We start from the raw sequence: 22,485 nt of genomic DNA on the forward strand, positions 1-22,485 counted from the left end.
CCCCCCAACGCGGCGCCGAAGCCCGCCATGCCTGCCGAGTGGCGCGATTTCTTCGCGCTGACCAAACCGCGCGTGATGACGCTGGTGATCTTTACCGGGCTGTGCGGCCTGCTCGCTGCGCCCGAGCGGATCAACGCGTTTCTCGGTTTTGCCGCGATCCTGTGCATCGCGATCGGGGCGGGCGGGGCGGCCGCGCTCAACCAGTGGTGGGAAGCCGATATCGACGCCGGGATGAAACGCACCTCGAAGCGTCCGCTGCCCTCGGGCCGCATGGACCGGACGCAGGCGCGCGATTTCGGGATCATGCTCTCCGCCGCCTCGGTGGGTATCATGGGGCTCGCGATTGGCTGGCTCGCGGCTGCGATCCTCGCCGTGTCGATCGTCTATTACGCGGTGCTCTACACGATCTGGCTGAAGCCGCGAACGCCGCAGAACATCGTCATCGGAGGCGGGGCCGGGGCGTTCCCGCCGATGATCGGATGGGTCGCGGCGACCGGCGAGATCACCGCGATGCCGGTGCTGCTGTTCGCGATCATCTTCATGTGGACCCCGCCGCACTTCTGGGCGCTCGCGCTGTTCGTGAAGACCGATTACGAAGCCGTCGGCATCCCGATGCTACCGGTGGTCGCGGGCGAGCAGGCCACGCGGCGGCAAATCCTGGTCTATGCCGCGATACTCCTTCCGCTCAGCCTCGCACCGTGGTGGATCGGCGGGACGGGTTGGATCTACGGCGCCAGCGCGGCGGTGCTGTCGGGCCTGTTCCTGCTGCTATCTGCGCAAGTGGGCTTGCGCCGTACGCAAGAAGGCGATGCGATGCGCCCGGAAAAGCGCCTGTTCGGATTCTCGATCCTCTACCTCTTCGCGCTGTTCGCGATGCTGGTGGTGGACCGGTTCGCGCTCACACCCTAGATAGAGATCATGGAACCACGCCAAGACCCTCCGAGCGACCCGCAGGACGAAGAGCTTCGTCGCAAGGCGATCCAGCGGCAGCGCAACATCGTGCTCGCGCTGGTGCTGGCCGGCTTCGTCGCGCTATTCTACGGCATCACCATCGCCCGGATGTAGACCGATGGCCACGCAGCCTCTCCAGCAGCGCAACAAGCGCACCGGCCTTATCATGCTGGCCTTCGCGGTCGGCATGCTGGGCTTGGGCTATGCCGCGGTGCCGCTTTACGACCTGTTCTGCCGCGTGACCGGCTTCGGCGGAACCACGCAGCGCGCCAGCGACAGCGATGCGAGCCTCGCCGAACGGCTGGCGGCGAGCGGGGCAACGCGCGATATCGTGATCCGGTTCGATGCCAATGTCGCGCGCAACATGCCGTGGGATTTCCGCCCCGAACAGGCGACCGACAAGATCGCCATCGGCAGCCGGGACCAGGCGATCTACCTCGCGCGCAACACCGGGCCCGAGCCGATCGTCGGGTCGGCGAGCTTCAACGTCTTCCCCAATGAGGCGGGCAAGTATTTCAGCAAGGTGCAGTGCTTCTGCTTCACCGAACAGCGGCTCGAGCCGGGGCAGGAAGTGCGGATGCCGGTGGTCTATTACGTCGATCCCGCGATCCTCGACGACCCGCTGGTCGAGGACCTCGATTCGATCACGCTGAGCTACACCTTCCATCGCAAGGTCGAGGACGAGTCCTGATGCGCGGGTCGTCGTTGCGAAAGTAGCACGAAAACCCGTCCTCACCCCCTAGACCCCGGCGGCGCGGGCGATTAAGGGCACCGGCACACCTTCATCCGAAAGATGGACATCATGGCCGGTAACAAGTCGCACACCTATCACATTCTCGATCCCGATCCGTGGCCGTTGATCGGCTCGCTGAGCGCGCTGACGTTCACGACCGGCATGGTGATGAGCTTCCACCCGGACGTGTTCAATTTCGGCACCCCGGTGCTGATCGCGGGCCTGATCGGTCTCGTCTTCACCTTCTTCAGCTGGTTCGGCAACATCATCCGCGAAGCGCATGCGGGCGACCACACCCCGGTCGTGCAGCTCCACCTGCGCTACGGCATGATCCTGTTCATCGCGTCCGAAGTGATGTTCTTCGTGGGCTGGTTCTGGAGCTGGTTCGATTTTTCGCTTTTCCCCTCGACGCTGACCGAAGTGGTCGACGGGCAATGGCCGCCCGCCGCAATCGAGGAAGTGATCGACGCGTTCGATCTGCCGCTGCTCAACACGCTGATCCTGCTATGCTCGGGCACCACCGTGACCTGGGCGCACCACGCACTGATCAATGGTGATCGCGAAGGCCTCAAGAAGGGCCTGTGGGCCACGATCATCCTCGGCGTGCTGTTCAGCTGCATTCAGGCGTACGAATACGCCGCGGCGCCGTTCGGTTTCGGGGGCAACACCTACAGTTCGGCCTTCTACATGGCGACCGGTTTCCACGGCTTCCACGTCATCATCGGCACGATCTTCCTGATCGTGTGCCTGGTGCGCAGCTACAAGGGTCACTTCACCCCGCGCCAGCATTTCGGCTTCGAAGCGGCGGCGTGGTACTGGCATTTCGTCGACGTAGTGTGGCTGTTCCTCTTCATCGTCGTCTATGTCTGGGGCGGCTGGGGCTACCCGACGCACTAAGACAAGCGAGGCCTCGCATGAGGCGCCTGCCCATCATTCCGACCATCGTCGTCGCGGCCGCGGTCGCGACGATGATCGCACTCGGCATCTGGCAACTGGGCCGCGGTGCGGAGCGCGACCGGCTGAAGCAGGCGATGGTCGAACGTCCGACCCAGCCGGTGCTCGATTATCCCTTCGGCAAGGCGGGGGACGAGCGCTACCTCTTCCGCCGATTACGTGCGACCTGCGACGAGGTGACGAGGATCGAGGTCGCCGGCGGCAAGGACGCTGCGGGCCGGACCGGGTGGCGCCAGATCGCGACCTGCGTAAACCGCGCGAGCGGTGCCAGTTTCCAGACGCAGATCGGTGTCGCCGAGCGGCCTGACACCGTCGTCGAGTGGGATGGCGGCGTGATCGAGGGACTCGCCGCGCAGGCCCCCGACGATCGCGGGTTTCTCGAGCGGCTGTCGTTTCGCCCGTCCAACCGCGCGGCGATGATCGTTGCGAGCGAACCGAAGGCCGGCCTCAAGGCCTCACGACAGCCTGACCCCGCCGAATACGAGAACACTTCCTGGGCCTATGCCGGGCAGTGGTTCTTCTTCGCCTTCACGGCCCTGGTCATCTACGCCTTTGCGCTGCGTCGTCGCTGGCGCGAGCGGGCGTGAGCGCGATCCGATACGTCTCGACGCGCGGCTCCGCGGAGCGCGCATCGTTTCGCGACGTCGTCCTCTCCGGTACCGCGCCCGATGGCGGGTTGTGGATGCCGGCGGACATCCCGCGCCTGCCCAAGGCCCGGATCGCCGACCTCGCCGAGCTGCCCTATCCCGATCTCGCCGCTTTGATCCTGTCGGCCTTCGTCGGGGACGCGATCCCCGACGAGCGATTGTTCGAGATTTGTCAGGAAGCCTATGCGGGCTTCGACGATCCCGAAGTCGCGCCGCTGGTACCCCTCGCCGGGCGCCACTGGCTGCTCGAGCTGTTCCACGGCCCGACACTGGCATTCAAGGACTTTGCGCTGCAGGTGGTCGGGCGCATCATGGCCGAGCTGATCGACGCCGAGGAAGGCGGGCAGCCCCTGGTGCTGGTGGGTGCAACCAGCGGCGATACCGGATCGGCGGCCATCGCGGCGATCGCGGACCGCGCCAATATCGGCCTCGTCATGCTCCACCCGGAAGGTCGCGTGAGCGAGGTACAGCGGCGGCAGATGACCACGGTCGACGCTCCGAACATCGTCAATCTCGCGGTCAAGGGCAGCTTCGACGATTGCCAGCGCATCGTGAAGCAGCTGTTCGCAAGCGGGGTCGGCGACCTGCGCCTCGGCGCGGTGAATTCGATCAACTGGCTGCGGATCGCGGGGCAGGTCCCTTACTATTTCGCCGCTGCGGCCAAACTGAACGCGGTCGACCGTCCGCTCGCCTTTGCCGTGCCCACCGGCAATTTCGGCAATGCTTTCGCAGGCCATGTCGCGCGTGCCATGGGCCTGCCGGTCGAGCGCCTGATCGTGGCCAGCAATGCCAATGCGATCCTCCCGCGCACGATCGCAACCGGGCTATACGAACGCGGCGAAGCGCTCGCCACCAGTGCGCCGGCGATGGACATCCAGGTCGCGAGCAATTTCGAACGCCTGCTGTTCGATGCAGATCCCGCCGCCACGCCGGGCCAGATGGAGCTCCTGTCGCAAGAGGGTCGCTTCCACCTCACCGCACCGCAGCGCCGGGTGCTTGATGCGATGTTCGCCGGGGCTTCGGCGCATGAAGGTGCGATCGCCGATGCGATGCGCTGGGCGCGCGACCGCGCGGGGCAGGTGATCGATCCGCACACGGCCGCCGGGCTGCATGCCGCGCTTGCCTCCGACCTGCCGCACGACGTGCCGATCGTGACGCTGGCCACCGCGCACCCGGCGAAGTTTCCCGATGCGGTAGCCGAGGCGCTCGGCGAGCGGCCCGCCGCGCCCGAGCGTCTGCGGGCGATTTTCGGGCGCGAGGAGCGCTACGCCACCGTCGAGGCCGATCCCAAGGCGGTTGCATCGCACCTCGAGGACATTGCAAGGACGCTCGCATGAGCCTCGCACTCGACATGACCCCGCGCCTGCTGGTCGGTGAAGCCTGGGACGATTACGGCCTGCTCGACAGCGGCCTTGGTCGCAAATACGAACGCTATGGCCCTTATCGCTTCATCCGACCCGAACCGCTCGCACTGTGGCAGCCGCGGCTCGACGAGTGGCCCGCCGACGGCGAGTTCGTGCCTGGTAGCGACGAGGACGGCGGCGGTCGCTGGAACCTTTCGCCCGAGGTGCCGGAGGACGGCTGGACGCTCAATTGGGGGTCCGCCAAATTCACCGCGCAATGCACGCCGTTCCGCCATCTCGGTTTCTTCCCCGACATGGCGCCGGTCTGGGAGTGGATGGGCACTCAGCTTGGCGAACGCGCCGCGATCCGCCCGACGATGAACCTGTTCGGTTATACCGGGGTGGGCAGCCTGGCGCTCAGCGAGCACGGGCCCGTCACCCATGTCGATGCGTCGAAGAAATCGGTCGCGCAGGCGCGCGAAAACGCGGCGATGTCGGGCATGGAGGGGCGACCGATCCGCTGGCTTGTCGACGATGCGATGAAATTCGCCGCACGCGAGGTGCGGCGCGAGAACCGCTATGACGGGATCATCCTCGATCCGCCCAAATTCGGGCGCGGGCCGAAGAACGAGACCTGGCGGATTGAGGACGGGCTGCCGGAATTGATCGGCGATTGCGGGCAGTTGCTCGATGGCGACAGCCGCTTCCTGTTCCTCACCGTGTATGCGGTGAGGATGAGCGCGCTGTCGCTCGGACAGCTATTGGCGGAAAAACTCGCCCACCTGCCCGGCAGGATCGAATTGGGGGAACTCGCCGTGCGAGAGGAAGGCGAGGGCGGTCGGACCCTGCCGACCGCGCTGTTCGCCCGCTGGTCGAACGCCTAGCCCGCTTCCAGGGCCGCGAGGAATTCGCGAATCCGCTTGGCGTTGTAGCCGAGGTCGCTCACACCCACCCGGCTGATCGAGCGCATGTTGACGGTCGATCCGCCTGACTCGTTCGGCTCGGCGGTGAGCACCACGATATCTTCGAACTTGATCCAGCCGGCATAGGCGACCGCTTCGAGCCTGCCGGCTTCGGCGTCGGATGCGATCACCGTCCAGCCGCGCTCTTCGGCCAGTTCCTCGGCCCGCGCGATCGTGTCGGCGACCGAACTGGGCACCTCGACCGGCGCGAGATCGGGATAGCCTGCGCGGTGCAATTCGCGCCAATCGGCCTCGCTCTCGACTCCACGCAGATTGTCTTCGGGAATTTCGAGCGCGGTGAATGCGGGCGGGTTTTCGAGATCGGTTGTGGCGTCGTGGATCGCGGGATACTTGCCCGCCTCGCCGCGCAGCCATGCACCGGTCGCCATCAACGCGCCCGCCGCCAGCAGGCCGACCAGCGCCGACCAGCTCGTGCGCTTGCCCAGCACCCAGCTCAGCACCAGCGCCAGCGCGGCGAAGCCGGCGAGCCACATCGCCGAACGCAGCGCGTAGACGAAGCCCATGAAGCCGGTCATTTTCTCGATCGCATCGAACCGGGCGAGCGTGGTGCCGACCAGCGCGACCACGATCGCGGCCAGCGACAGCGTGAGCGCGAGCTTGCCCAGCCACGCGGTCCAATGTCTGTTGTGCGAAGTCGTCATGGCTCGGTTCCCCCTCTGGACAGGTCGTGTCCGCATGTGTCACGTCGCGCGCTCTTTGCAAAGGAGCATTGCGCTTGGCCGACAGCCTGATCCTCGAAGTCGCGGATTTCGAGCACGACGTGCTCACCGGGATCTATTCTGAAGAAACCGGCAAGGCGCAGCCGCTGCGTTTTACCATCCGGGTGTGGATGCGACCGTTGCCTCGCTACGATGCGGAGACGCCGCTGGCCGACAGCAAGAACTACATGGACCTCAAATTCGCCGCGTCCGACGCGCTGCCCGAAGGCGTCCATTTCAAGCTTATTGAGGCGGTTGCCGACCATGTCTGCGAGACGCTGTTCCTGCAGGACACACGAATCGAGCGGGTCGAGGTCAAGATCGTCAAGCTCGCCATCGCAGAGGCGGGCGAGAAGATCGGGATCACCCTGCTGCGGGAGCGGCGCGCGTGAAGACGCTCCGCATTCCTGCCCTTTCGGACGAGCCGCTCGATGCCGCGGCCTGCTTTCAGGAACGCTGGCTGTCTCAAGCGCGCAGCTGCGACGACGACCTGCTGCTGGTGTTCTCTCCCGCCGACCACACGCACCGCAATTGGCGCCTCGCCGCGGTGCAGGAGCTGGCGCGCGAAGCGGGGCCACGGCGCCGCGTGAATGCGGTGGCGTCGAACAATGATGCTGCGATCGGAGAGGCGAAGGATTACTTTGCCGAGGCCCCCGGTGTCACCGGCCAATATTTGCGGCTCGCGAGGTAATCCGCATGGCTTGATCGAGATCAAGGCGGCATGAGCCCGCAAGGGGCACAAGGCTTGCCGAAAGGAAGGCAAAGCCATGACCGAACATCTCGAACGCCCGAAACTCGACACCCTCGCCAAGGTCGATACGCTTGCGAAAATCCTGCCTGCGATCGAGACTGCACCGCAGCAGCCCGTCGCGGTCGATCGCAGCTTCGGTTTCCCGCCGGCGCTCCATATCGGTCTCGGCGGCGTGTTCCTCGCCTTTCTCGCGATCTTGGGTTTCGGCCTTGCCGCACCAGCACTGCTCATCCCGATCGCGATCTGCATGTTGTTTACCGTCGCGATCTTCGCGGTGCCCGCACTGTGGGTCGGGATGAAGCCCGACAATCCGGTCAAGTCCCCGCGCTGGGCCGAATTCCAGCTGCGCGGCGTGATGACCGCGACAGGCCGCTGCAGCGCGAATGCGGCGATCGCGCAGATGTATGTCGTGCCTATGGTCGTGCTCGGGTGGGGAGTCGCGATCGTGACGATCTGGGGGTTGACGGCCTGACCCGAACGTCAGCCGCCAGTGAGGGGCGCGGGGTCGACCAGTTCGATCCCGCGCTTTCCGTGTCGGCGGATCACTCCGTCGCGTTCGAAGCGGGTGACCTGTCGGCTCACGGTCTCGATCGTCAGGCCGAGTAGCGAAGCCAGTTCTGCCCGGCTGAGCGGGAGATCGAAGCGGCTGGCCGGATGGCACGGCGAATCACTGGCCGCTTCTGCGAAGGCCATCAAGGCCCCGCCGACCTTACGCCGCGCATCGCCGGTCTGTGCGAGGTCGAGCCAGCGGCGCGTTTCGTGGAGATCGTCCTGCGCCCTGCGCAGCAGCGCCGCGCCCAGTTGCGGAAACCGTTCGATCGTCGATTCGAGCTGCTTGCGCGAGAACAGGCAGACGCGGCAGTCGGTGAGTGCCACCACTTCGTGGTCGGTTAGCGGGGCGAACAGCTCGCCCGCGAAACCGGCCGGATGGATCAGCGAAAGGATGTGCTCCTCGCCCTCCGGATCGGTTGAGACGATCTTTAGCGCTCCCGAGACGAGAGTTGCGCAGGTCGCATTGTCGTCGCCCACCGCAAACAGCGTTTCGCCCGCTGCGAGATCGCGCCTCCGGCCGCCGCGCGCGAGCTCGGCGCGTTCGCGTTCGTCGAGCGAGGCGCAGGCCGCGCGATCGCGGACCGGGCATTGGGCACAGGCGAGTTCGTCGGTCACTGCGATGGCAGGTCGGCCGCGAGTCGGGCGATAGTGGTGCGTTCTTCCTCGGCCAGTCGCGCCGCTTCGCCGCGGGCCGCCTCGATCGTGGTCAGTTGAGCGTCTGCCAGCGTCGCCTCGGCGAGCAGGACGTCGAGTTCGGCCAGCACCGACACGGTTGCTTCGTGCGCGGACTGCAATTCGGCCAGCGCGATCTGCGCCGATGCATTGGCCTTGGTCGTGATCGCGCTGCCGCGGGCTGCTGCGACCAGTCGCGAGGCGCGCGATTCGAGCTTGGCGAACTCGGCATGATTGGCTCGGCCCAGTTTCTCGAGTTGCGCAACGCGGGTGGTGGTGTCGGTCGACAGCGCAACGCGCTCTGTAGGCTGGGCGGGCTCGGGTGTCGTGGCGCTGCCCGTCATCCGCTCGCCGTCGCGAATCGCGAGGCTGGGATAGTCGCCGCCACTTGCGCAGGCGGCGAGCGATGCCGATATGGAGAAGAGGATTGCGACGCGCTTCATCAGCTCGCCCCATAGCATGTGCGAGCGAGTTCGCCAGAATGTTCCAGTTGGACCGAGAATCTGGGGCGCTTCGCGTTGACAGCTGTTGGGTCTTCGACTAACGGCACCGCTTTCCCGGCAACCGCGCAACTCGCGCGGCGTCGGAGTGCGGCTTTTCGGAGCCGCTGATTGCAGTAACGAGAAAGAGTTAGCACCATGTTCGCAGTCGTGCGCACGGGCGGCAAACAATACCGGGTTGCCGCCGGAGACAAAATCGCGGTCGAAAAGCTCGCTGGCGAAGCCGGCGACACCATCAAGCTGGGCGACGTCCTGCTTGCCGGTGAGGGCGACGATATCAAGGACGCCTCGAAAGTCGCGGTTTCGGCCGAGATCATCGCGCAGGCGAAGAGCGAGAAGACGATCGTCTTCAAGAAGCGTCGTCGTCACAACTATCGCCGCAAGGCCGGCCACCGCCAGCAGATGACGCTGCTGCGCATCACGCAGGTCGGCGATGCCAAGGCCGAGAAGAAGGCTGCGCCGAAGAAGGAAGCCGCTCCGAAGGAAGAGGCCAAAAAGGCCGCTCCGAAGAAGGCTCCGGCGAAGAAGGCCGACGAGAAGAAGCCCGCCGCCAAGAAGGCCGCGCCGAAGAAAGCGGCTGCGACCAAGAAGGCCGCGGACAAGAAACCCGCCGCCAAGAAAACGGCTGCGAAGAAGACCGAAAAGAAGTAAGCCGGACGCGTCCGGTCAGGAGTTATTGAGCCATGGCACATAAAAAAGCAGGCGGTTCGTCCAACAACGGTCGCGATTCAGCCGGCCGTCGCCTCGGTGTGAAGAAGTTCGGTGGCCAGGAAGTCGTTCCGGGCAACATCATCGTGCGTCAGCGCGGCACCAAGTTCTATCCGGGCACAAATGTCGGCATGGGCAAGGACCACACCCTTTTCGCGCTTACCGGCGGCCGAGTGCGTTTCCACTCGGGCAAGCAGGCGCGCAAATACGTCTCGATCGACGAGATGGCAGTCGCCGCCGAATAATCGGGCAGCTTAGACACGGGCTGTCCACCGGGACGGCCCCGCCGGAGCTTTATCCGGCCGAAGAGGGAGAGGGGCCAGGCCCGTCTCCCTTTTTTCGTCTCCCTCGCGATCCCGGGCCTTGAGGGAGGTCCGGCAAGAGGGGAATTACGATGTTTCACAGATCGGACAGGCTGCTGTTGCGGCCACCCTGGCCCGAAGACGCGCAGGCGATCTTCGCCGCGATCGGCGAGGAAGCCATCGTCCGCAACCTCGCGCGCGCGCCCTGGCCCTATTGCGAAGACGATGCGCGTGCCTTCGTCGCGCTGCCGATCGATCCGCGCTGCCCCCGCTTCCTTGTCACCCGGACGAGCGACGCCAAGCTGGTCGGCTGCATCGGGATCGACGAGCGCGCAGGAGAGAGCGAGCTCGGTTACTGGATCGCCAGTGAATTCTGGGGCCAGGGCTATGCGACCGAGGCTGCGCTGGCGGTGCTCGAAATCGCGCGGTTGTGCGGCCACCGCGATCTTGTCGCCGGGCATTTCGTGGACAATCCCGCGTCGGGCCGCGTGCTCGAGAAGGTCGGATTCCTGCCGACCGGAGAGGTTTCGGAGCGCCACAGCGCGGGGCGCGGTACGGTGGCTCCGTGCAAGCACTATGCGCTAAGCTTGGGTGTGCGCCCTTGCCTTGCCGCGAAAGCCGCTTAGGAATCGCGCATGGCCACCCGCAAACGCCTATCGCCCGAAGAAAGCCGTCGTACCGCGCTCGAAGCGGCGCGCGCGCTGCTGATCGAAGCCGGTCCGCAGAGCGTGACGTTGAAGGCGGTCGCCGCGCGGGTCGGGCGCACCCATGCCAATCTGCTGCATCATTTCGGTTCGGCCTCGGGCCTGCAGAAGGCGCTTGCGGCGTACCTCGCGCAGACGGTTTGCGAGACGATCATCGAAGCGGTGCGCGCGAGTCGGGCGGGGCTGGGGTCGCCGCGCGAAGTGGTCGATCTCGCCTTTGATGCGTTCGATCGCGAAGGCGCGGGACAGCTCGCCAGCTGGATGATCCTCACCGGCAACGAGGACGCGCTCGATCCGATCGTCGAGACGATCCACGATCTCGTCGACGAGATCGCGCCCGAGGAAAGCGAGGCGCACGGCGAGAAGATGCGGGTCCACGAAGAGACGTTGACGCTGGTGCTGCTGGCGCTGGGCGATGCGCTGATGGGCCAGCCGCTCGCCAAGTCGCTGCGCCTCCCGCGCGACACCGCACGCGACCGTGCCGAACGCATGCTCGCCGATTCGATCGCGGCTCATCAGACGGCGAAGGATTGATCCGGATTTAGCTTGCGACTGCTTCGCGCAGCCAATCGGGCAGCAGTTCGGGGTCGATATCGGCGACGCGCAAATGGTCGACCGCGAGCCCGTGGTCGGGATATGCCACCCGCCGGCGCTTTTCCTCCGATCGATCGAGCGGGACTACCACCAAGCGCCGGTTGACCTTCTGTCGCCAGTTCATCCGCGCGGTGTTCTCCTGCCCGATGAAACAGCCCTTGGTGAAGGAGACGCCGTTCAGTTCGGCGGCGTTGGTCTCAAGCCACAGCAGGTCGCCGATTTCCTCGGCCGTCTCGGCGACGCCGAGCGAAAGGCGATGGGCGTGATAGCCTTCGCTCGAGTCGCCGGCGCTACCGGGAGGCGCAATCCAGCGGCTGCCCAGCGCTCGGAGGCGCGGGTCGGCAGCGCCATCACTGCCGTCGCGCCGCCAATGCACTGCGAGGTTTTCGTCGAGCTCGATCGCGATCTTGCGCCGCAGGCGATAGAGCGAAAGCCGCTTCACCAACTCCGCCGCGCTGTTGCGTTCGCAGTCGAGCAGCAGCCTATTTCCGTCACGCCAGACGATGAAGCCCGCGATGGTCTTGCCTTGCGGAGTCAGCAGGCCCGCATAGGTCGGCAGGCCGGGGGAGTCGCCACCAGAGACATCGTTGGTGACGAGTCCCTGGAGGAAGCCGACGGCATCCTCGTCCTCCGAAGTCGGAGTGATCGTGATGATGGCGCGGTCTGAAAGCAGGGTCATGTCTGGAATATAGGGGCGCTCGCCGCTAAGCGAACCCCGATGAGCGACAGTATTACGATCACCCGTCCCGACGACTGGCATTTGCACTTGCGCGATGGCGACATGCTAAGCGGCGTGCTGCCCTACACCGCGCGCCAGTTCGCCCGCGCGATCGTGATGCCCAACCTCGCGCCGCCGGTCACGACCACCGCGGCAGCGCGCGACTATCGCGCGCGGATTATGGCCGCGCTGCCCCGGGGCTTTGACTTCACCCCGCTGATGACCTGCTACCTTACCGACGACACCGATGCCGAAGATATCGCGCAAGGGTTCGCCAACGGTGTGTTCACCGCGGCCAAGCTCTATCCCGCCAACGCCACTACCAATTCGGCCCACGGCGTGACCGATGTCGCCAACATCCGCGGCGTGCTCGAGCGGATGGCCGAGATCGGCATGGTGTTGTGCGTCCATGGCGAGGTGACCGAGAGCGACGTAGACGTGTTCGACCGCGAGGCCGAGTTCATCGACCGCATCCTTGCCCCGCTGATCGCCGATCTCCCGGATCTCAAGGTGGTTTTCGAGCATATCACCACCGCGCAGGCGGTCGATTTCGTCACGCAGGCCGGGTCCGCCGTCGCGGCGACGATCACGCCGCAGCACCTTCACATAAACCGTAATGCGATGCTGGTCGGCGGGATCAGGCCACATGCCTATTGCCTGCCGGTCGCCAAGCGCGAGCTGCACCGGCTGGCGCTGCGCGCCGCGGCGATTTCGGGTTCGCCCAAGTTCTTCCTCGGCACCGACAGCGCGCCGCACGATCGGGCGGCGAAGGAGAGCGCCTGCGGCTGTGCGGGGATATTCAACGCACCCTTCGCGCTCGAAAGCTATGTCACGGTGTTCGACGAGGAAGGCGCGCTCGAACGGTTCGAGGGCTTCGCCAGCCATTACGGGCCGGACTTTTACGGCCTGCCGCGAAACACCGACACGGTGACGCTTCGCCGCACTGAGCATGTCGTGCCCGATTGCGTCGACGCGGCGGGTAAGCCGGTCGTTCCGTTCCACGCGGGCGAAACGCTCGGCTGGGCCTTCGAAGGTTAGGTCGCGGTCGGCCTGGCGCGACGCTTTCCGCGCCACAACTCCCATACGAACAGCGCCAGCGCCGCCCAGATGAAGCCGAAGCTCGCGAGCTGAACCGGCTTCAATGGCTCGTCGAACACGGTCAGGCCGAGGATGAAGACCATGGTCGGGGCGAGGAACTGGATGAAGCCGAGCACCGAATAATCCATCCGCCGCGCCGCGATCGCGAACAGCAGCAGCGGGATCGCGGTCCAGGCCCCGCCGAGCATGATCAGCGCCGACAGCTCGACGCTCTGGGTGAAACTCGATCCCGTCGGTGATTGCGCGAACCACCAGCAGGTCGCGGCAGCGGGCGCGGCGAGCAGCACGGTCTCCATGGTCAATCCGGGCACGGCGCCCGCCTGCACGGTCTTCTTGAGCAGCCCGTAGGTCCCGAAGCTCAATGCCAGCGTCAGGCTGATCCAGAGCGTCGTCAGCGCCCCGCCGAGCAGGATCGCGACACCGATACCGGCCAGCACGACCGCGACCCACAGCATGCGGCTCATTTTCTCGCCGAGCACGACCGTGCCGAGGAACACGTTGACCAGCGGGTTGATGTAATAGCCGAGGCTCGCAGCGTAGAGATTGCCGCGCTGGATCGCGAGCACGTAGACCACCCAGTTGGTCGCCACGAGGGTAGCCGCGGCGGCGAGGACGAGCAGCGCGCGCCGGTTGCGGAAGATCGCGAGGAATTCGCCCATCTGCTTGCGAAAGACGAGGATCACGAAACACAGCGGGATCGTCCAGAGGATGCGCCAGCCGACGAATTCTACCGGAGGCACCGTCTTCACCGTCAGCAGGTAGAGCGGCATCAGCCCCCACAGCGTATAGGCGCCGATCGCCGCGGCAAGGCCGGACGGCTTGGCTTCGGGGATGGGAGGCGTCGTCATGCGCGGCCCGTAGTCGCGCGACCTCCTTACAGCAAGCAACTTGCCATTCGCCGCTCGAACGCCCAATTGCGCGGACACCATGCCCAATCCGCTCCCTACCGTCGTGATCGTCGGCCGCCCGAATGTCGGAAAGTCCACGCTGTTCAACCGGCTGGTGGGCAAGAAGCTCGCGCTGGTCGACGACCAGCCGGGCGTCACCCGCGATCGCCGGTTCGGCGATGCGAGCCTGCTCGGGCTCGATTTCCAAATCGTCGATACCGCCGGGTGGGAAGACGAGAACATCAAGACGCTGTCGGGCCGGATGCGCCAGCAGACCATGGCCGCGCTCGAAGGCGCCGACGCCGCGCTGTTCGTGATCGATGCGCGTGCCGGGCTCTCGCCGCTCGACGAGGAGATCGGCAATTGGCTACGCGAGCAGGAAGTGCCCGTGATCGTGGTCGCCAACAAGGCCGAAGGGCGCGCAGCCGAGGGCGGGATCTATGAGAGCTTCGCGCTCGGTCTCGGCGATCCGGTGCCGCTTTCGGCCGAGCACGGTACCGGCGTGGCCGACCTGTTCGACGCCCTGCGCCCGCATATCGAGTTCAAGCAGCCCGAAGACACGCCCGAATGGGAAGGCGAAGAGGGCGAGGACCCGCCGCTCGGCCCGCTCAAGCTCGCGATCGTGGGACGCCCCAATGCGGGCAAATCGACGCTGATCAACCGTCTTCTTGAAGAAGACCGCCTGCTGACCGGGCCCGAAGCCGGGGTTACGCGCGATTCGATCGCGGTGGACTGGGAATGGACCGATCCCAAGACCGGCGAGGCGCGCGAGATCAAGCTGATCGACACCGCCGGCATGCGCAAGAAAGCCAAGGTGGTCGAAAAGCTCGAAAAGCTGTCGGTCGCCGATGCGCGCCGCGCGGTCGATTTTGCCGAGGTGGTCGTGCTGCTGCTCGACGCGACGCAGGGGCTCGAGCACCAGGATCTCAAGATCGCGGCGATGGCGATCGAGGAAGGCCGCGCACTGATGATCGCGATCAACAAGTGGGATATCGCCGAAGAACCCTCCAGCCTGTTCAACGGGATCAAGGAGGCGCTGGGCGAAGGGCTGGCGCAGGTGAAGGGCCTGCCGGTGTTCTCGGTCTCGGCGATCACCGGCAAGGGGCTCGACCAGATGATCGGCGCGGCATTCGAACTACGCGAGACCTGGTCGAAGCGCGTGCCGACCGCGGCGCTCAACCGCTGGTTCGACGATGCGCTGATGAACAACCCGCCGCCTGCGCCCAAGGGCCGCCGGATCAAGCTGCGCTACATCACCCAGGCCGCGACCCGCCCGCCGCGCTTCGTGGTCTTCGGCACCCGCCTCGACATGCTGCCGACCAGCTACGAGCGCTATCTCGTCAACGGCATCCGCAAAACCTTCGGGCTCGAAGGCGTGCCCGTTCGCGTCAACCTGCGTAGCCCCAAAAACCCATACCAGGACGATTGATGCTCGATCTGCTCCTCGCCGCCGATCCTAGCCTTGCGGGCGAACTGCTCGAACGCACCGCGAGCACCTCGCGCGTGCAGCAGATAGTTCAGTTGAGCTTGGCGCCGGTGTTCCTTCTCGCGGCGATCGGTGCGGTGATGAACGTCATGACCAGCCGCCTGATCTGGATCGCGACGCGCATCGAGGACATCGAACGCGTGCTCGATTCGGGCGAGGGCGGGCGATTGGGCGAGGAAATCCCGGTGCTGCAACAGCGCCGCGTCTATGCCCAGCGTGCGGTGATGTTCTCGACCGCCTCGGCGCTGACAATCTGCGTGGTGGTCGCGCTGCTGTTCGTTTCGGCCTTCATCCGCCCGCAGATCGGGACGGTGACCGCGGTGGCCTGGATCGTCACCATGGGGCTGCTGATGGTCGGGCTGGTGCTGTTCCTGCTCGAGACCCGGCTCGCCACCGGCAGCGCGCACGAACGCCGCAGGCAGAGTCGGGCGATCCTGCGAAAGAAGGCGGAAAAGCGCAGCGACTGAACGGACGGCGCTCGGACCGTCAGTAAGCCGAAACTATCGCGCGCGCCGCGCATTTCATCGAGCGATGGAACTCAACCCGGTATCCGAACTCGAATACTTCAACTGGGAAGTTGTCCTCCGCCTCGGCGTGGCCGCGGTTCTCGGACTGCTGCTCGGGCTGGACCGGGAGTTGCGCGGACACGCCGCGGGCATGCGGACCCACGGGCTGGTGTGCTTTTCGGCGGCCGGAACCACGGTGGCGATGCTAGCCCTCTATTACCAGCTCGACGGTGCCCGCGCCGATCCCTTGCGCTTGTTCGAGGCCATCGGGGCCTTCATCGGTATCGTCGGTGCGGGACTGATCGTCTTCAGCAAGGGCAAGCTCCACAACATCACCACGGCCGCCCATCTCTGGCTGGCGAGCGTGATCGGCATCGCTTGCGGTGCTGCACTTTGGCCGGTGGTCGTCATAGGCACGATCATCAGCCTGGTGATGCTCACCTTCCTGCGAATCGTGGAGGGACGGCTTTTCGGCCCCGATCGCAAGCTTGACGAGGATAAGCGGGACTAGCCCTCGCCGCCGTCGCCGGCCGGCTTGCTCTGCAACTGGACGTAGTTTTCGAGGCCCATGCGCGCGATCATGTCGAACTGGGTCTCGAGGAAGTCGACGTGCTCCTCTTCGCTTTCGAGGATGCGCACGAAGATTTCGCGGCTGACGAAATCGCGCGCTTCTTCGCACGCTTCGATCGCGTCGCGCAGCAGCGGGATCGCCTCGTTCTCCATCGCGAGGTCGGCCTTGAGGATCTCCTCGACCGTCTCGCCGACCTTGAGGCTGTGGAGCGCCTGGAAATTGGGGAGCCCGCCAAGGAACAATACGCGCTCGGCCAGGATGTCCGCATGTTTCATTTCGTCGATCGACTCGTGGCGCTCGTATTCGGCAAGCGTGGTCACGCCCCAATCGTGCAGCACGCGGTAGTGCAACCAATACTGGTTGATCGCGGTCAGCTCGTTGGTGAGTGCCTTGTTGAGGAACTCGATGATCTTGGGATCACCCTGCATATCGTGTCGTCCACTAGGAGGAGGAAGGTCCCCACCATGCGCCTCGCGACCGAGTCGGGCAAGGGCGCGCACCACAAAAAAGGGCGGAAATCCGCCATTTGCGAGCGATTGTCAGTAGCGTTGGAACTCAGGCGGCGGAGAGTTTCTCGAACGCCGCTTCGCGCTCCTCGAGCACGATATCGTCGGCCCGGTCGAGACAGGTGCCGCAGCTGGGCTGCTTACCCATCGCGCCATAGCAGGCCTCGGCATTGCCCGGGCAACGGCGCGCGACGCGGCGAAGGTCGGCTTCGCGGATGGCGTTGCAGATGCAGATATACATGTGGGCGCGAGCTCCTGCGATTGATTCGCATGAACCGTATTAGTGCGACCGATTATCAATAGCAACCTTAGCGTCGGAGCGGGAACGCCCGGCCATAGGTGAGGCACCGCCACAACCATTCGAGTGGACCGTAACGGAATCGCTCGAGCCACGGCTTCGACCACAACAGCATCATCGCCCAGACGCCGAGGACGACTGCGTAAAGCTGCGGGCGGTTGAGCACACCGAACAGGTCGAACGCCCAGGGCGAAAAGACGAACAGCAGCACGAATGACGTGCCGAGATAGTTCGAGAACGCCATCCGACCGGTCGCGGCGATCCGTAGCGCCAGCCAGCCGCCCGCGCGCGCACCATAGAGCGACAGGAGCGCTGCAAGGCCGAGCACGACGAAAAGGCGCGGGAGCATCGACCAACCGATGAACGCCCCCATCGTGCTGAAATAGCCGAAGCCGACCGACTTGACCCACAGCGCCACGGCGAGCGTCACTGCACTGCCGCCGATCACGCCTAGCCAGCCCCACAGCCGCACCCTGGAAGCATTCATCCGCCCGTCGAACAGGCCGAGCCGGTAGAGCGCTGCCCCGAACAGCATCAGCGGGACGGTTTCCCACGAGACGAACATCAGCATGCCGACCCAGTCGAATCCGTGCACGGTCAGCTTGTGCAGCACCAGGTCGAGGTAGGTGCCGTCCTGCATGATGGCGGTTTGCGTCACTGCGTCGGCGAGCGGCCCGACCTTGGCCGTGGCGACGCCCTCCGCTGCACCCTTGAGCTCCTCGGTCTTGCCCCAGGGGGTCTCCGCGACGCGGTACATGAACCAGTAGAGCGCGGCGAACAGTACCGAGGCAAAGCTGTAGACCATCGTCGCGACGACGATCTGCGTCTTCGGCGTCCAGCGCAGCGTGGCGAGCAGGACGAAACCGCACAGGCTGTAGAAGAACAGGATGTCGCCGCGCCACAGCAGGAAAAAATGCGCCAGTCCGAACAGGCCGAGCCAGAACAGTCGGCGCGCCTGCAGCCAGCGGGTCTCGCCGCGGTCCCACGCCCTTTCCATGAACAGGCAGATCCCGGCGCCGAACAGCAGGCTGAAGAGCCCGCGCATCTTGCCGTCGATCGCGACGAATTGCGCGATCCATTGCCAGCCCCCCGGATCGCCGTCGGGCACGAGGAAACCGTCGGGCCACATATAGGCGGTGAACGGCTGCCCGAACGAGACGATGTTCGCGACGAGGATACCCATCACCGCGATACCGCGGATGAAATCGAGGCTCGCGATCCGACCCCCGGTCTCGTTGATCGGTGCGGCCTGCGGCTGGTCGGGCGCAGCGGCCGGATTGTCGTGCGTATCGGTCATTTATCCCCCTGTCCGCGAGGGATCATGCCGCAATTCGCAAGGCGCGCCTAGCGCGGTTCGTCGATTGGCGAGGTTTTCCGTCGCTAGCGGGTGACGAGGCAGTCCTGGCCCGAGGCCCTGAGGCTGTTGCACGCCGCCTGCGCGGCCGAGCGGCTGGCAAAGCCGCCCGCCTTGAGACGGGTGAGCCCCCCTGCGCGTTCGACCACTTTCTGCGCGCCTGCGAGCGCGGGATTGCCCGAGAGCCGGTCCCACAAGCGATCGGCCCCGCTGGCGATCGAGAAGGCACCGAGCTGGATCTTCCACGGTCCCGTCATCGCGGCCTGGGCCGGGGCGGGCTCGCGCGGCGGCGCGGTCACGGTGCGCGGTGCCGGATCGGTTCGAACTGCGGGGGGCGGTGAAGCCTCGGCCTGCTGGGTCGCGCTCGGCAGGGTGTAGTCGGCGCCCGCCTGTGCCGGATTGCCGCGCGGCAGCTTGGTCGGAGCAGGAGCAGGAGCAGGAACCGGCGTTGGCGTCACTGCGGCAACCTGTCCCGGTGCGACGCCATAATCGGCAGCATCGGCGAGTTGCTGGCGGCGCGCTTCGGCGTCCGCGGCGAGCTCGGTCGACAGCGCAACCCCGCGGCGACGCTGCTCGAGCGGGATGTACTGGTCCATCTGCGCCCGTGCGCGCGTCGCCTGGTCCAGCCCGGCATTCTGCGCCAGCGTCATCAGCGCGTAGCCGCGGACCCAGTCCTTCTCGACCAACTCGCCGTTGAACAGCGACAGGCCGTAAAGATATTGCGCGCGGGCATCGCCGCGCAGCGCCGCCTGTTCGAGGAACGGCAGCGCTTCGGCCTTGGCCCCGCGGTGGAACAGCAGCAGCCCGTAATTGTCGGCCGCGCGCCAATGGCCCTGGCGGGCGGCGAGGCCATAGAGCCGTTCGGCCTCGGCAAGGTCGGTATCGACCCCGCGACCGAACTTGTAGGCTTGGGCGAGATTGTACTGGGCATCTGCATCGCCTGCAGCGGCAAGCGGACGCCAGGCCTGGACGGCGGTTTCGAAATCGCCGCGGGCGGCGGCCTCGACGCCAGCGCCATTGCCGCTGGTGATCACCGCATCCTGCGCGAAAAGCGGTGCCGACAGCGCGCTTGCCGATACGCCCACAAGCGCCAGCGCGATCCATGCCGTCGATCGTTTCATAGCAATGCCCCTCCCGATCCCGCCTCGCGGGCCGCGATCCTGCGGGCCGTGGCGGTTAATGGTGTTTCAGCCATAACACGTATGCTTTGCCACGTGAATCCCGCATGACCGTCGACGCGCCAATCTGCGGTTCGGGCGGGCAGGTGTTAACCCGAAATTAGGACCGTTCTGCGATCCCTCCGGTGTGACAACCAATTTCGTTCTTAGGGGGACATAGGCTTTGCGTGTTCTAGCCATGGCATCGCAGAAGGGCGGATCGGGCAAGACGACCCTTTCCGGACACCTCGCCGTCCAGGCCCAGCGCGCGGGCGCCGGCCCGGTCGTGCTCATCGATATCGATCCGCAGGGTTCGCTCGCCGATTGGTGGAACGAGCGCGAGGCCGAACTTCCGGCCTTTGCGCAGACCACCGTCGCGCGGCTCGCCAACGATCTCCAGATCCTGCGCCAGCAGGGCTTCAAGCTCGCGGTGATCGACACGCCGCCCGCCATCACCATGGCGATCCAGTCGGTGATCTCGGTCGCCGAACTTATCGTCGTGCCGACCCGCCCGAGCCCGCACGATCTGCGTGCCGTCGGCGCCACGGTCGATCTGTGCGAGCGCGCGGGCAAGCCGCTGGTGTTCGTCGTCAACGGCGCGACGCCGAAGGCCAAGATCACGTCCGAAGCTGCGGTCGCGCTGTCGCAGCACGGCACGGTCGCGCCGATTACGGTCCACCATCGCACCGATTTCGCTGCCTCGATGATCGATGGCCGCACGGTGATGGAAGTCGATCCCGAAGGGCGCTCCTCGGCCGAGATCACGGCGCTGTGGCGTTATGTCGCCGATCGTCTTGAGAAGAATTTCCGTCGCACGGTCTTCGCCGCCCCGAGCGGCATTTCGCAGGTCCACGGCCAGCCCCGCCCGGGCGCCCATGGCGGAGGCTTCGGTCGCCGCGTGGCCGGATCCTGAGGGAGACGACATAGCCATGCCCGAAGCCAGCTTCGCCTCGCTTTCGCCGACATTGCTCGCCCGCAAGGGTGCGGCCAAGCCGGCCATGCGTCCGCAGGTCCAGCCGCTCAACGCTCACGAACTGCACGGCCAGGCCCCGCTGCGCGATCCGCAGGACGATCTCGGCTGGAACGACATGGGCGACGATAGCCCGGAAGACTGCCAGGATGACCGGCACGACGAACGGCCCAAGGCCGAAGTGATCGCCTTCGAAGCGCGCGAGCCGGTCGAAACGCCGCTCGTGCCGGGCAAGCCCGCGGTGGTGCGCCAGCGCGAGGACGTCGCCGCCAAGGTCGAAAATCCCGCGGCGGAAACCAAACCACGCCGCAAGGCGATCGCGCAGGGACGCAAGGCGGCCTTCACGCTGCGGATCGATCCGGAACGCCATCTCAAGCTGCGGCTCGCCTGCACGCTCGAGGATTGCAGCGCCCAGGCGCTGATCACCCACGCGCTCGATGCCTATCTCGATGCGCATGACGAAATCGCCGAACTCGCCGCCAAGGTGGGTGAGCGGCAACGTTCGAACTGACCGGGGAAGTCGGATGAAAACCCAGACCACCAGCCGTGCCGCGATGCGCAACGCCGTAACCGGCGTGCTCTCCTTCGTGCTGCTTGCCGGTTGCACGATGGGTGACAAGCCCGCTCCGTCGCAGGTCAGCGCCGCAGACGCCAAGCAGATGATGGCCAAGGGCCAGACCAACGGCGCGATCGATGCGGCCGAAGCCGCGGTGCTCGCGAGCCCGCGCGATGCCGGCTACCGCGCGGTGCTCGGCAATGCCTATCTCCAGGCCGGTCGGTTCGAAGCCGCCGCGACCTCCTACGAAGACGCGCGCGCGCTCGGCGACGATAGCGCCCGCACCGCGCTGAGCCTCGCCCTCGCCAAGATCGGCGGCGGCAAGGGCGACGAAGCGCTCAAGGTGCTCGCCGCCAACCGCGACAAGATCCCGGCGGGCGATCTCGGCCTCGCCGTCTCGCTGGCGGGCGATCCGCGCGGCGGGATCCAGATCCTCACATCCGCGCTGCGCACCGGCGGCAGCACCGCCAAGCTGCGCCAGAACCTCGCTTACAGCTATGCGCTCGCCGGCCAATGGCGCGAAGCGCGACTCATGGCCGCGGAAGACGTACCGGCCGACCAGGTCGGCAAGCGGATGGCGCAATGGGCGCAGACCGCGCGTCCCGACCTCGTCCGTCACCGCGTCGCCGCGCTGATCGACGTGCCGGTGGTGGCCGATCCAGGCCAGCCGCAGCAGCTCGCCTTGCGCAATTACGAAGACGCAGTGCAATTCGCCCGCGAAGACAATTCGGATGCTTCTCTCGAGGTCGCTCAGGCCGCCCCGGTGGGCGTTGAAGCCCGCGCCGAGACGCCGCGCCCGGCACCTGTCGTAGCGGCTGCAGCACCGAGCGCACCGCGCAGCCGCTACGTTTCCAACCCGGTGGTCCAGGCGATCGCCCCCCGGTCGGTCGCCGCGCCGCGGACCGATCTCGCGCGCGCTCCGGCGGCTCGTTCGGCTCCGAAGGCCGTCGCGAGCGGTTCGCATGTGATCCAGCTCGGCAGCTTCACCAGCCGCGCGCGCGCCGAAAAGGCGTGGAATATCTATCTCGCGCGCAATCCCGAGCTCGAAGCGTTCGAGCGCGTGATCACGCCCGCCAAGGTGCGCGGCAAGCTCTATTACCGTGTCCAGGCCGCCGGTTTCGACCGTTCGGGCGCGCAGTCGATGTGCAGCGCCGTCAAGCAGAACGGCGAAGGCTGCCTCGCCTATGCCGATCCGCGCGGCGGTGGCGGTGGCGGTGCGGGCGGGCCGGTGCGCGCCCGCCGCTGAGGGCCGCGCGAACCCAGGTAAACGTTATTGGGTGCAGCAG

General features: G+C 66.1%; 30 protein-coding genes. 21 read left to right on the forward strand and 9 right to left on the reverse strand.

Features of this window, described 5'->3' with window-relative positions; genetic code table 11:
• Positions 1-27: 27 nt before the first annotated feature.
• From IEW49_RS02285 to IEW49_RS02315, 7 genes are all read left to right on the forward strand, one after another.
• Complete coding sequence (locus IEW49_RS02285) at positions 28-909, forward strand: heme o synthase (protein WP_188643057.1); 882 nt, start codon at positions 28-30, stop codon at positions 907-909.
• 9 nt (positions 910-918) lie between these two features.
• Positions 919-1,065 (forward strand): cytochrome c oxidase system small membrane protein, encoded by a 147-nt coding sequence (locus IEW49_RS02290; protein ID WP_188641159.1) that lies wholly within the window; start codon positions 919-921, stop codon positions 1,063-1,065.
• Between the two features lie 4 nt (positions 1,066-1,069).
• Positions 1,070-1,642, forward strand: a complete 573-nt coding sequence (locus tag IEW49_RS02295) for a cytochrome c oxidase assembly protein (RefSeq protein WP_188641160.1) — start codon at positions 1,070-1,072, stop codon at positions 1,640-1,642.
• A gap of 111 nt (positions 1,643-1,753) precedes the next feature.
• Positions 1,754-2,581, forward strand: a complete 828-nt coding sequence (locus tag IEW49_RS02300; protein ID WP_188641161.1) for a cytochrome c oxidase subunit 3 — start codon at positions 1,754-1,756, stop codon at positions 2,579-2,581.
• A 17-nt stretch (positions 2,582-2,598) separates the two neighbouring features.
• Complete coding sequence (locus IEW49_RS02305; protein WP_188641162.1) at positions 2,599-3,225, forward strand: SURF1 family cytochrome oxidase biogenesis protein; 627 nt, start codon at positions 2,599-2,601, stop codon at positions 3,223-3,225.
• The gene (thrC, locus tag IEW49_RS02310; RefSeq protein ID WP_308419695.1) at positions 3,222-4,622 is read left to right on the forward strand and encodes a threonine synthase; all 1,401 of its coding nucleotides are present in this window, start codon (positions 3,222-3,224) and stop codon (positions 4,620-4,622) included. The genes IEW49_RS02305 and thrC overlap by 4 nt, the downstream gene beginning before the upstream one ends.
• Positions 4,619-5,512, forward strand: coding sequence for a class I SAM-dependent methyltransferase (locus tag IEW49_RS02315; protein WP_188641163.1), 894 nt, complete (start codon positions 4,619-4,621; stop codon positions 5,510-5,512). Before thrC ends, IEW49_RS02315 begins: the two co-directional genes overlap by 4 nt.
• Here the strand turns inward: IEW49_RS02315 and IEW49_RS02320 are convergent.
• Positions 5,509-6,252 carry a DUF1499 domain-containing protein gene (locus IEW49_RS02320; protein ID WP_188641164.1) on the reverse strand — a complete coding sequence of 248 codons (744 nt, stop codon included), beginning with the start codon at positions 6,250-6,252 and terminating at the stop codon, positions 5,509-5,511. The genes IEW49_RS02315 and IEW49_RS02320 overlap by 4 nt on opposite strands.
• A 74-nt stretch (positions 6,253-6,326) precedes the next feature.
• On the opposite strand from IEW49_RS02320, the gene IEW49_RS02325 reads away from it, so the two are divergent.
• The 3 genes from IEW49_RS02325 (at position 6,327) to IEW49_RS02335 (ending at position 7,532) form a co-directional block, all read left to right on the forward strand.
• A complete protein-coding gene (locus tag IEW49_RS02325; RefSeq protein WP_188641165.1) occupies positions 6,327-6,701 on the forward strand; it encodes a dihydroneopterin aldolase in 375 nt (124 codons plus the stop codon).
• On the forward strand, positions 6,698-7,000 hold the full coding sequence (locus IEW49_RS02330; protein ID WP_188641166.1) for a Rossmann fold domain-containing protein: 303 nt from the start codon (positions 6,698-6,700) through the stop codon (positions 6,998-7,000). The genes IEW49_RS02325 and IEW49_RS02330 overlap by 4 nt, the downstream gene beginning before the upstream one ends.
• Before the next feature lie 76 nt (positions 7,001-7,076).
• A complete protein-coding gene (locus IEW49_RS02335; protein ID WP_188641167.1) occupies positions 7,077-7,532 on the forward strand; it encodes a hypothetical protein in 456 nt (151 codons plus the stop codon).
• 8 nt (positions 7,533-7,540) lie between these two features.
• On the opposite strand, the gene IEW49_RS13090 is transcribed toward IEW49_RS02335, so the two are convergent.
• Both IEW49_RS13090 and IEW49_RS13095 read right to left on the reverse strand, forming a co-directional pair.
• Entirely contained in the window at positions 7,541-8,227 is a 687-nt protein-coding gene (locus IEW49_RS13090; protein WP_229658046.1) for a Crp/Fnr family transcriptional regulator, read from the reverse strand.
• A complete protein-coding gene (locus IEW49_RS13095) occupies positions 8,224-8,727 on the reverse strand; it encodes a hypothetical protein (protein ID WP_229658047.1) in 504 nt (167 codons plus the stop codon). The genes IEW49_RS13090 and IEW49_RS13095 overlap by 4 nt, the downstream gene beginning before the upstream one ends.
• A gap of 195 nt (positions 8,728-8,922) precedes the next feature.
• Between IEW49_RS13095 and rplU the strand changes: the two genes are divergently transcribed.
• The 4 genes from rplU (at position 8,923) to IEW49_RS02360 (ending at position 11,032) form a co-directional block, all read left to right on the forward strand.
• Complete coding sequence (gene rplU, locus IEW49_RS02345; protein WP_188641169.1) at positions 8,923-9,435, forward strand: 50S ribosomal protein L21; 513 nt, start codon at positions 8,923-8,925, stop codon at positions 9,433-9,435.
• Between the two features lie 32 nt (positions 9,436-9,467).
• Positions 9,468-9,737, forward strand: a complete 270-nt coding sequence (gene rpmA, locus IEW49_RS02350) for a 50S ribosomal protein L27 (protein WP_188641170.1) — start codon at positions 9,468-9,470, stop codon at positions 9,735-9,737.
• 149 nt (positions 9,738-9,886) lie between these two features.
• Complete coding sequence (locus IEW49_RS02355; protein ID WP_188641171.1) at positions 9,887-10,420, forward strand: GNAT family N-acetyltransferase; 534 nt, start codon at positions 9,887-9,889, stop codon at positions 10,418-10,420.
• 9 nt (positions 10,421-10,429) lie between these two features.
• The gene (locus tag IEW49_RS02360) at positions 10,430-11,032 is read left to right on the forward strand and encodes a TetR/AcrR family transcriptional regulator (protein ID WP_188641172.1); all 603 of its coding nucleotides are present in this window, start codon (positions 10,430-10,432) and stop codon (positions 11,030-11,032) included.
• Positions 11,033-11,039: 7 nt separating this feature from the next.
• Here IEW49_RS02360 and ygfZ read toward each other — a convergent pair whose 3' ends face one another.
• Positions 11,040-11,771 carry a CAF17-like 4Fe-4S cluster assembly/insertion protein YgfZ gene (ygfZ, locus tag IEW49_RS02365; protein ID WP_188641173.1) on the reverse strand — a complete coding sequence of 244 codons (732 nt, stop codon included), beginning with the start codon at positions 11,769-11,771 and terminating at the stop codon, positions 11,040-11,042.
• Positions 11,772-11,810: 39 nt separating this feature from the next.
• Between ygfZ and pyrC the strand changes: the two genes are divergently transcribed.
• Positions 11,811-12,848: a dihydroorotase gene (gene pyrC, locus IEW49_RS02370; RefSeq protein WP_188641174.1), complete on the forward strand. Its 1,038-nt coding sequence runs from the start codon at positions 11,811-11,813 to the stop codon at positions 12,846-12,848.
• Here the strand turns inward: pyrC and rarD are convergent.
• A complete protein-coding gene (gene rarD / locus IEW49_RS02375) occupies positions 12,845-13,756 on the reverse strand; it encodes an EamA family transporter RarD (RefSeq protein WP_188641175.1) in 912 nt (303 codons plus the stop codon). The genes pyrC and rarD overlap by 4 nt on opposite strands.
• A 79-nt stretch (positions 13,757-13,835) precedes the next feature.
• Between rarD and der the strand changes: the two genes are divergently transcribed.
• The 3 genes from der to IEW49_RS02390 all read left to right on the forward strand — a co-directional run bounded on the left by der (position 13,836) and on the right by IEW49_RS02390 (position 16,298).
• A complete protein-coding gene (gene der / locus IEW49_RS02380) occupies positions 13,836-15,224 on the forward strand; it encodes a ribosome biogenesis GTPase Der (protein ID WP_188641176.1) in 1,389 nt (462 codons plus the stop codon).
• On the forward strand, positions 15,224-15,748 hold the full coding sequence (locus IEW49_RS02385) for a DUF2721 domain-containing protein (RefSeq protein WP_188641177.1): 525 nt from the start codon (positions 15,224-15,226) through the stop codon (positions 15,746-15,748). Before der ends, IEW49_RS02385 begins: the two co-directional genes overlap by 1 nt.
• Before the next feature lie 127 nt (positions 15,749-15,875).
• Entirely contained in the window at positions 15,876-16,298 is a 423-nt protein-coding gene (locus IEW49_RS02390; RefSeq protein WP_373282460.1) for an MgtC/SapB family protein, read from the forward strand.
• On the opposite strand, the gene bfr is transcribed toward IEW49_RS02390, so the two are convergent.
• From bfr to IEW49_RS02410, 4 genes are all read right to left on the reverse strand, one after another.
• Positions 16,295-16,786 carry a bacterioferritin gene (gene bfr / locus IEW49_RS02395; RefSeq protein WP_188641179.1) on the reverse strand — a complete coding sequence of 164 codons (492 nt, stop codon included), beginning with the start codon at positions 16,784-16,786 and terminating at the stop codon, positions 16,295-16,297. The two genes, IEW49_RS02390 and bfr, sit on opposite strands and share 4 nt — an antisense overlap.
• A 127-nt stretch (positions 16,787-16,913) precedes the next feature.
• Positions 16,914-17,105, reverse strand: coding sequence for a (2Fe-2S)-binding protein (locus IEW49_RS02400; RefSeq protein ID WP_188641180.1), 192 nt, complete (start codon positions 17,103-17,105; stop codon positions 16,914-16,916).
• Between the two features lie 67 nt (positions 17,106-17,172).
• The gene (locus tag IEW49_RS02405; RefSeq protein WP_188641181.1) at positions 17,173-18,459 is read right to left on the reverse strand and encodes a DUF418 domain-containing protein; all 1,287 of its coding nucleotides are present in this window, start codon (positions 18,457-18,459) and stop codon (positions 17,173-17,175) included.
• An 83-nt stretch (positions 18,460-18,542) separates the two neighbouring features.
• Positions 18,543-19,637, reverse strand: coding sequence for an SPOR domain-containing protein (locus IEW49_RS02410; protein ID WP_188641182.1), 1,095 nt, complete (start codon positions 19,635-19,637; stop codon positions 18,543-18,545).
• A 235-nt stretch (positions 19,638-19,872) separates the two neighbouring features.
• On the opposite strand from IEW49_RS02410, the gene IEW49_RS02415 reads away from it, so the two are divergent.
• Genes IEW49_RS02415 through IEW49_RS02425 form a run of 3 tightly spaced genes read left to right on the forward strand, consistent with a single transcriptional unit; the run spans position 19,873 to position 22,445 of the window.
• Positions 19,873-20,586 (forward strand): nucleotide-binding protein, encoded by a 714-nt coding sequence (locus tag IEW49_RS02415; RefSeq protein WP_229658048.1) that lies wholly within the window; start codon positions 19,873-19,875, stop codon positions 20,584-20,586.
• 16 nt (positions 20,587-20,602) lie between these two features.
• Positions 20,603-21,154 carry a hypothetical protein gene (locus tag IEW49_RS02420; RefSeq protein ID WP_188641184.1) on the forward strand — a complete coding sequence of 184 codons (552 nt, stop codon included), beginning with the start codon at positions 20,603-20,605 and terminating at the stop codon, positions 21,152-21,154.
• Positions 21,155-21,167: 13 nt separating this feature from the next.
• Complete coding sequence (locus IEW49_RS02425) at positions 21,168-22,445, forward strand: SPOR domain-containing protein (RefSeq protein ID WP_188641185.1); 1,278 nt, start codon at positions 21,168-21,170, stop codon at positions 22,443-22,445.
• Positions 22,446-22,485 lie beyond the last annotated feature (40 nt).

It is taken from the genome of Pseudoblastomonas marina, assembly GCF_014641655.1.
In the GTDB taxonomy this organism is placed as follows: domain Bacteria; phylum Pseudomonadota; class Alphaproteobacteria; order Sphingomonadales; family Sphingomonadaceae; genus Alteriqipengyuania_A; species Alteriqipengyuania_A marina.

Excerpts from the sequence above, each read along its gene's own strand:
- rpmA (WP_188641170.1), top strand. The coding sequence starts at position 9,468 with ATGGCACATAAAAAAGCAGGCGGTTCGTCCAACAACGGTCGCGATTCA.
- IEW49_RS02360 (WP_188641172.1), top strand. The coding sequence starts at position 10,430 with ATGGCCACCCGCAAACGCCTATCGCCCGAAGAAAGCCGTCGTACCGCG.
- IEW49_RS02290 (WP_188641159.1), top strand. The coding sequence starts at position 919 with ATGGAACCACGCCAAGACCCTCCGAGCGACCCGCAGGACGAAGAGCTT.
- IEW49_RS13095 (WP_229658047.1), bottom strand. The coding sequence starts at position 8,727 with ATGAAGCGCGTCGCAATCCTCTTCTCCATATCGGCATCGCTCGCCGCC.
- IEW49_RS02305 (WP_188641162.1), top strand. The coding sequence starts at position 2,599 with ATGAGGCGCCTGCCCATCATTCCGACCATCGTCGTCGCGGCCGCGGTC.
- IEW49_RS02400 (WP_188641180.1), bottom strand. The coding sequence starts at position 17,105 with ATGTATATCTGCATCTGCAACGCCATCCGCGAAGCCGACCTTCGCCGC.
- IEW49_RS02295 (WP_188641160.1), top strand. The coding sequence starts at position 1,070 with ATGGCCACGCAGCCTCTCCAGCAGCGCAACAAGCGCACCGGCCTTATC.
- IEW49_RS02335 (WP_188641167.1), top strand. The coding sequence starts at position 7,077 with ATGACCGAACATCTCGAACGCCCGAAACTCGACACCCTCGCCAAGGTC.
- pyrC (WP_188641174.1), top strand. The coding sequence starts at position 11,811 with ATGAGCGACAGTATTACGATCACCCGTCCCGACGACTGGCATTTGCAC.
- bfr (WP_188641179.1), bottom strand. The coding sequence starts at position 16,786 with ATGCAGGGTGATCCCAAGATCATCGAGTTCCTCAACAAGGCACTCACC.
- IEW49_RS02425 (WP_188641185.1), top strand. The coding sequence starts at position 21,168 with ATGAAAACCCAGACCACCAGCCGTGCCGCGATGCGCAACGCCGTAACC.
- IEW49_RS02355 (WP_188641171.1), top strand. The coding sequence starts at position 9,887 with ATGTTTCACAGATCGGACAGGCTGCTGTTGCGGCCACCCTGGCCCGAA.
- IEW49_RS02300 (WP_188641161.1), top strand. The coding sequence starts at position 1,754 with ATGGCCGGTAACAAGTCGCACACCTATCACATTCTCGATCCCGATCCG.
- rarD (WP_188641175.1), bottom strand. The coding sequence starts at position 13,756 with ATGACGACGCCTCCCATCCCCGAAGCCAAGCCGTCCGGCCTTGCCGCG.
- ygfZ (WP_188641173.1), bottom strand. The coding sequence starts at position 11,771 with ATGACCCTGCTTTCAGACCGCGCCATCATCACGATCACTCCGACTTCG.
- IEW49_RS02405 (WP_188641181.1), bottom strand. The coding sequence starts at position 18,459 with ATGACCGATACGCACGACAATCCGGCCGCTGCGCCCGACCAGCCGCAG.
- IEW49_RS02410 (WP_188641182.1), bottom strand. The coding sequence starts at position 19,637 with ATGAAACGATCGACGGCATGGATCGCGCTGGCGCTTGTGGGCGTATCG.
- rplU (WP_188641169.1), top strand. The coding sequence starts at position 8,923 with ATGTTCGCAGTCGTGCGCACGGGCGGCAAACAATACCGGGTTGCCGCC.
- IEW49_RS02285 (WP_188643057.1), top strand. The coding sequence starts at position 28 with ATGCCTGCCGAGTGGCGCGATTTCTTCGCGCTGACCAAACCGCGCGTG.
- IEW49_RS02415 (WP_229658048.1), top strand. The coding sequence starts at position 19,873 with ATGGCATCGCAGAAGGGCGGATCGGGCAAGACGACCCTTTCCGGACAC.
- IEW49_RS02385 (WP_188641177.1), top strand. The coding sequence starts at position 15,224 with ATGCTCGATCTGCTCCTCGCCGCCGATCCTAGCCTTGCGGGCGAACTG.
- IEW49_RS02315 (WP_188641163.1), top strand. The coding sequence starts at position 4,619 with ATGAGCCTCGCACTCGACATGACCCCGCGCCTGCTGGTCGGTGAAGCC.
- der (WP_188641176.1), top strand. The coding sequence starts at position 13,836 with ATGCCCAATCCGCTCCCTACCGTCGTGATCGTCGGCCGCCCGAATGTC.
- IEW49_RS02320 (WP_188641164.1), bottom strand. The coding sequence starts at position 6,252 with ATGACGACTTCGCACAACAGACATTGGACCGCGTGGCTGGGCAAGCTC.
- IEW49_RS02420 (WP_188641184.1), top strand. The coding sequence starts at position 20,603 with ATGCCCGAAGCCAGCTTCGCCTCGCTTTCGCCGACATTGCTCGCCCGC.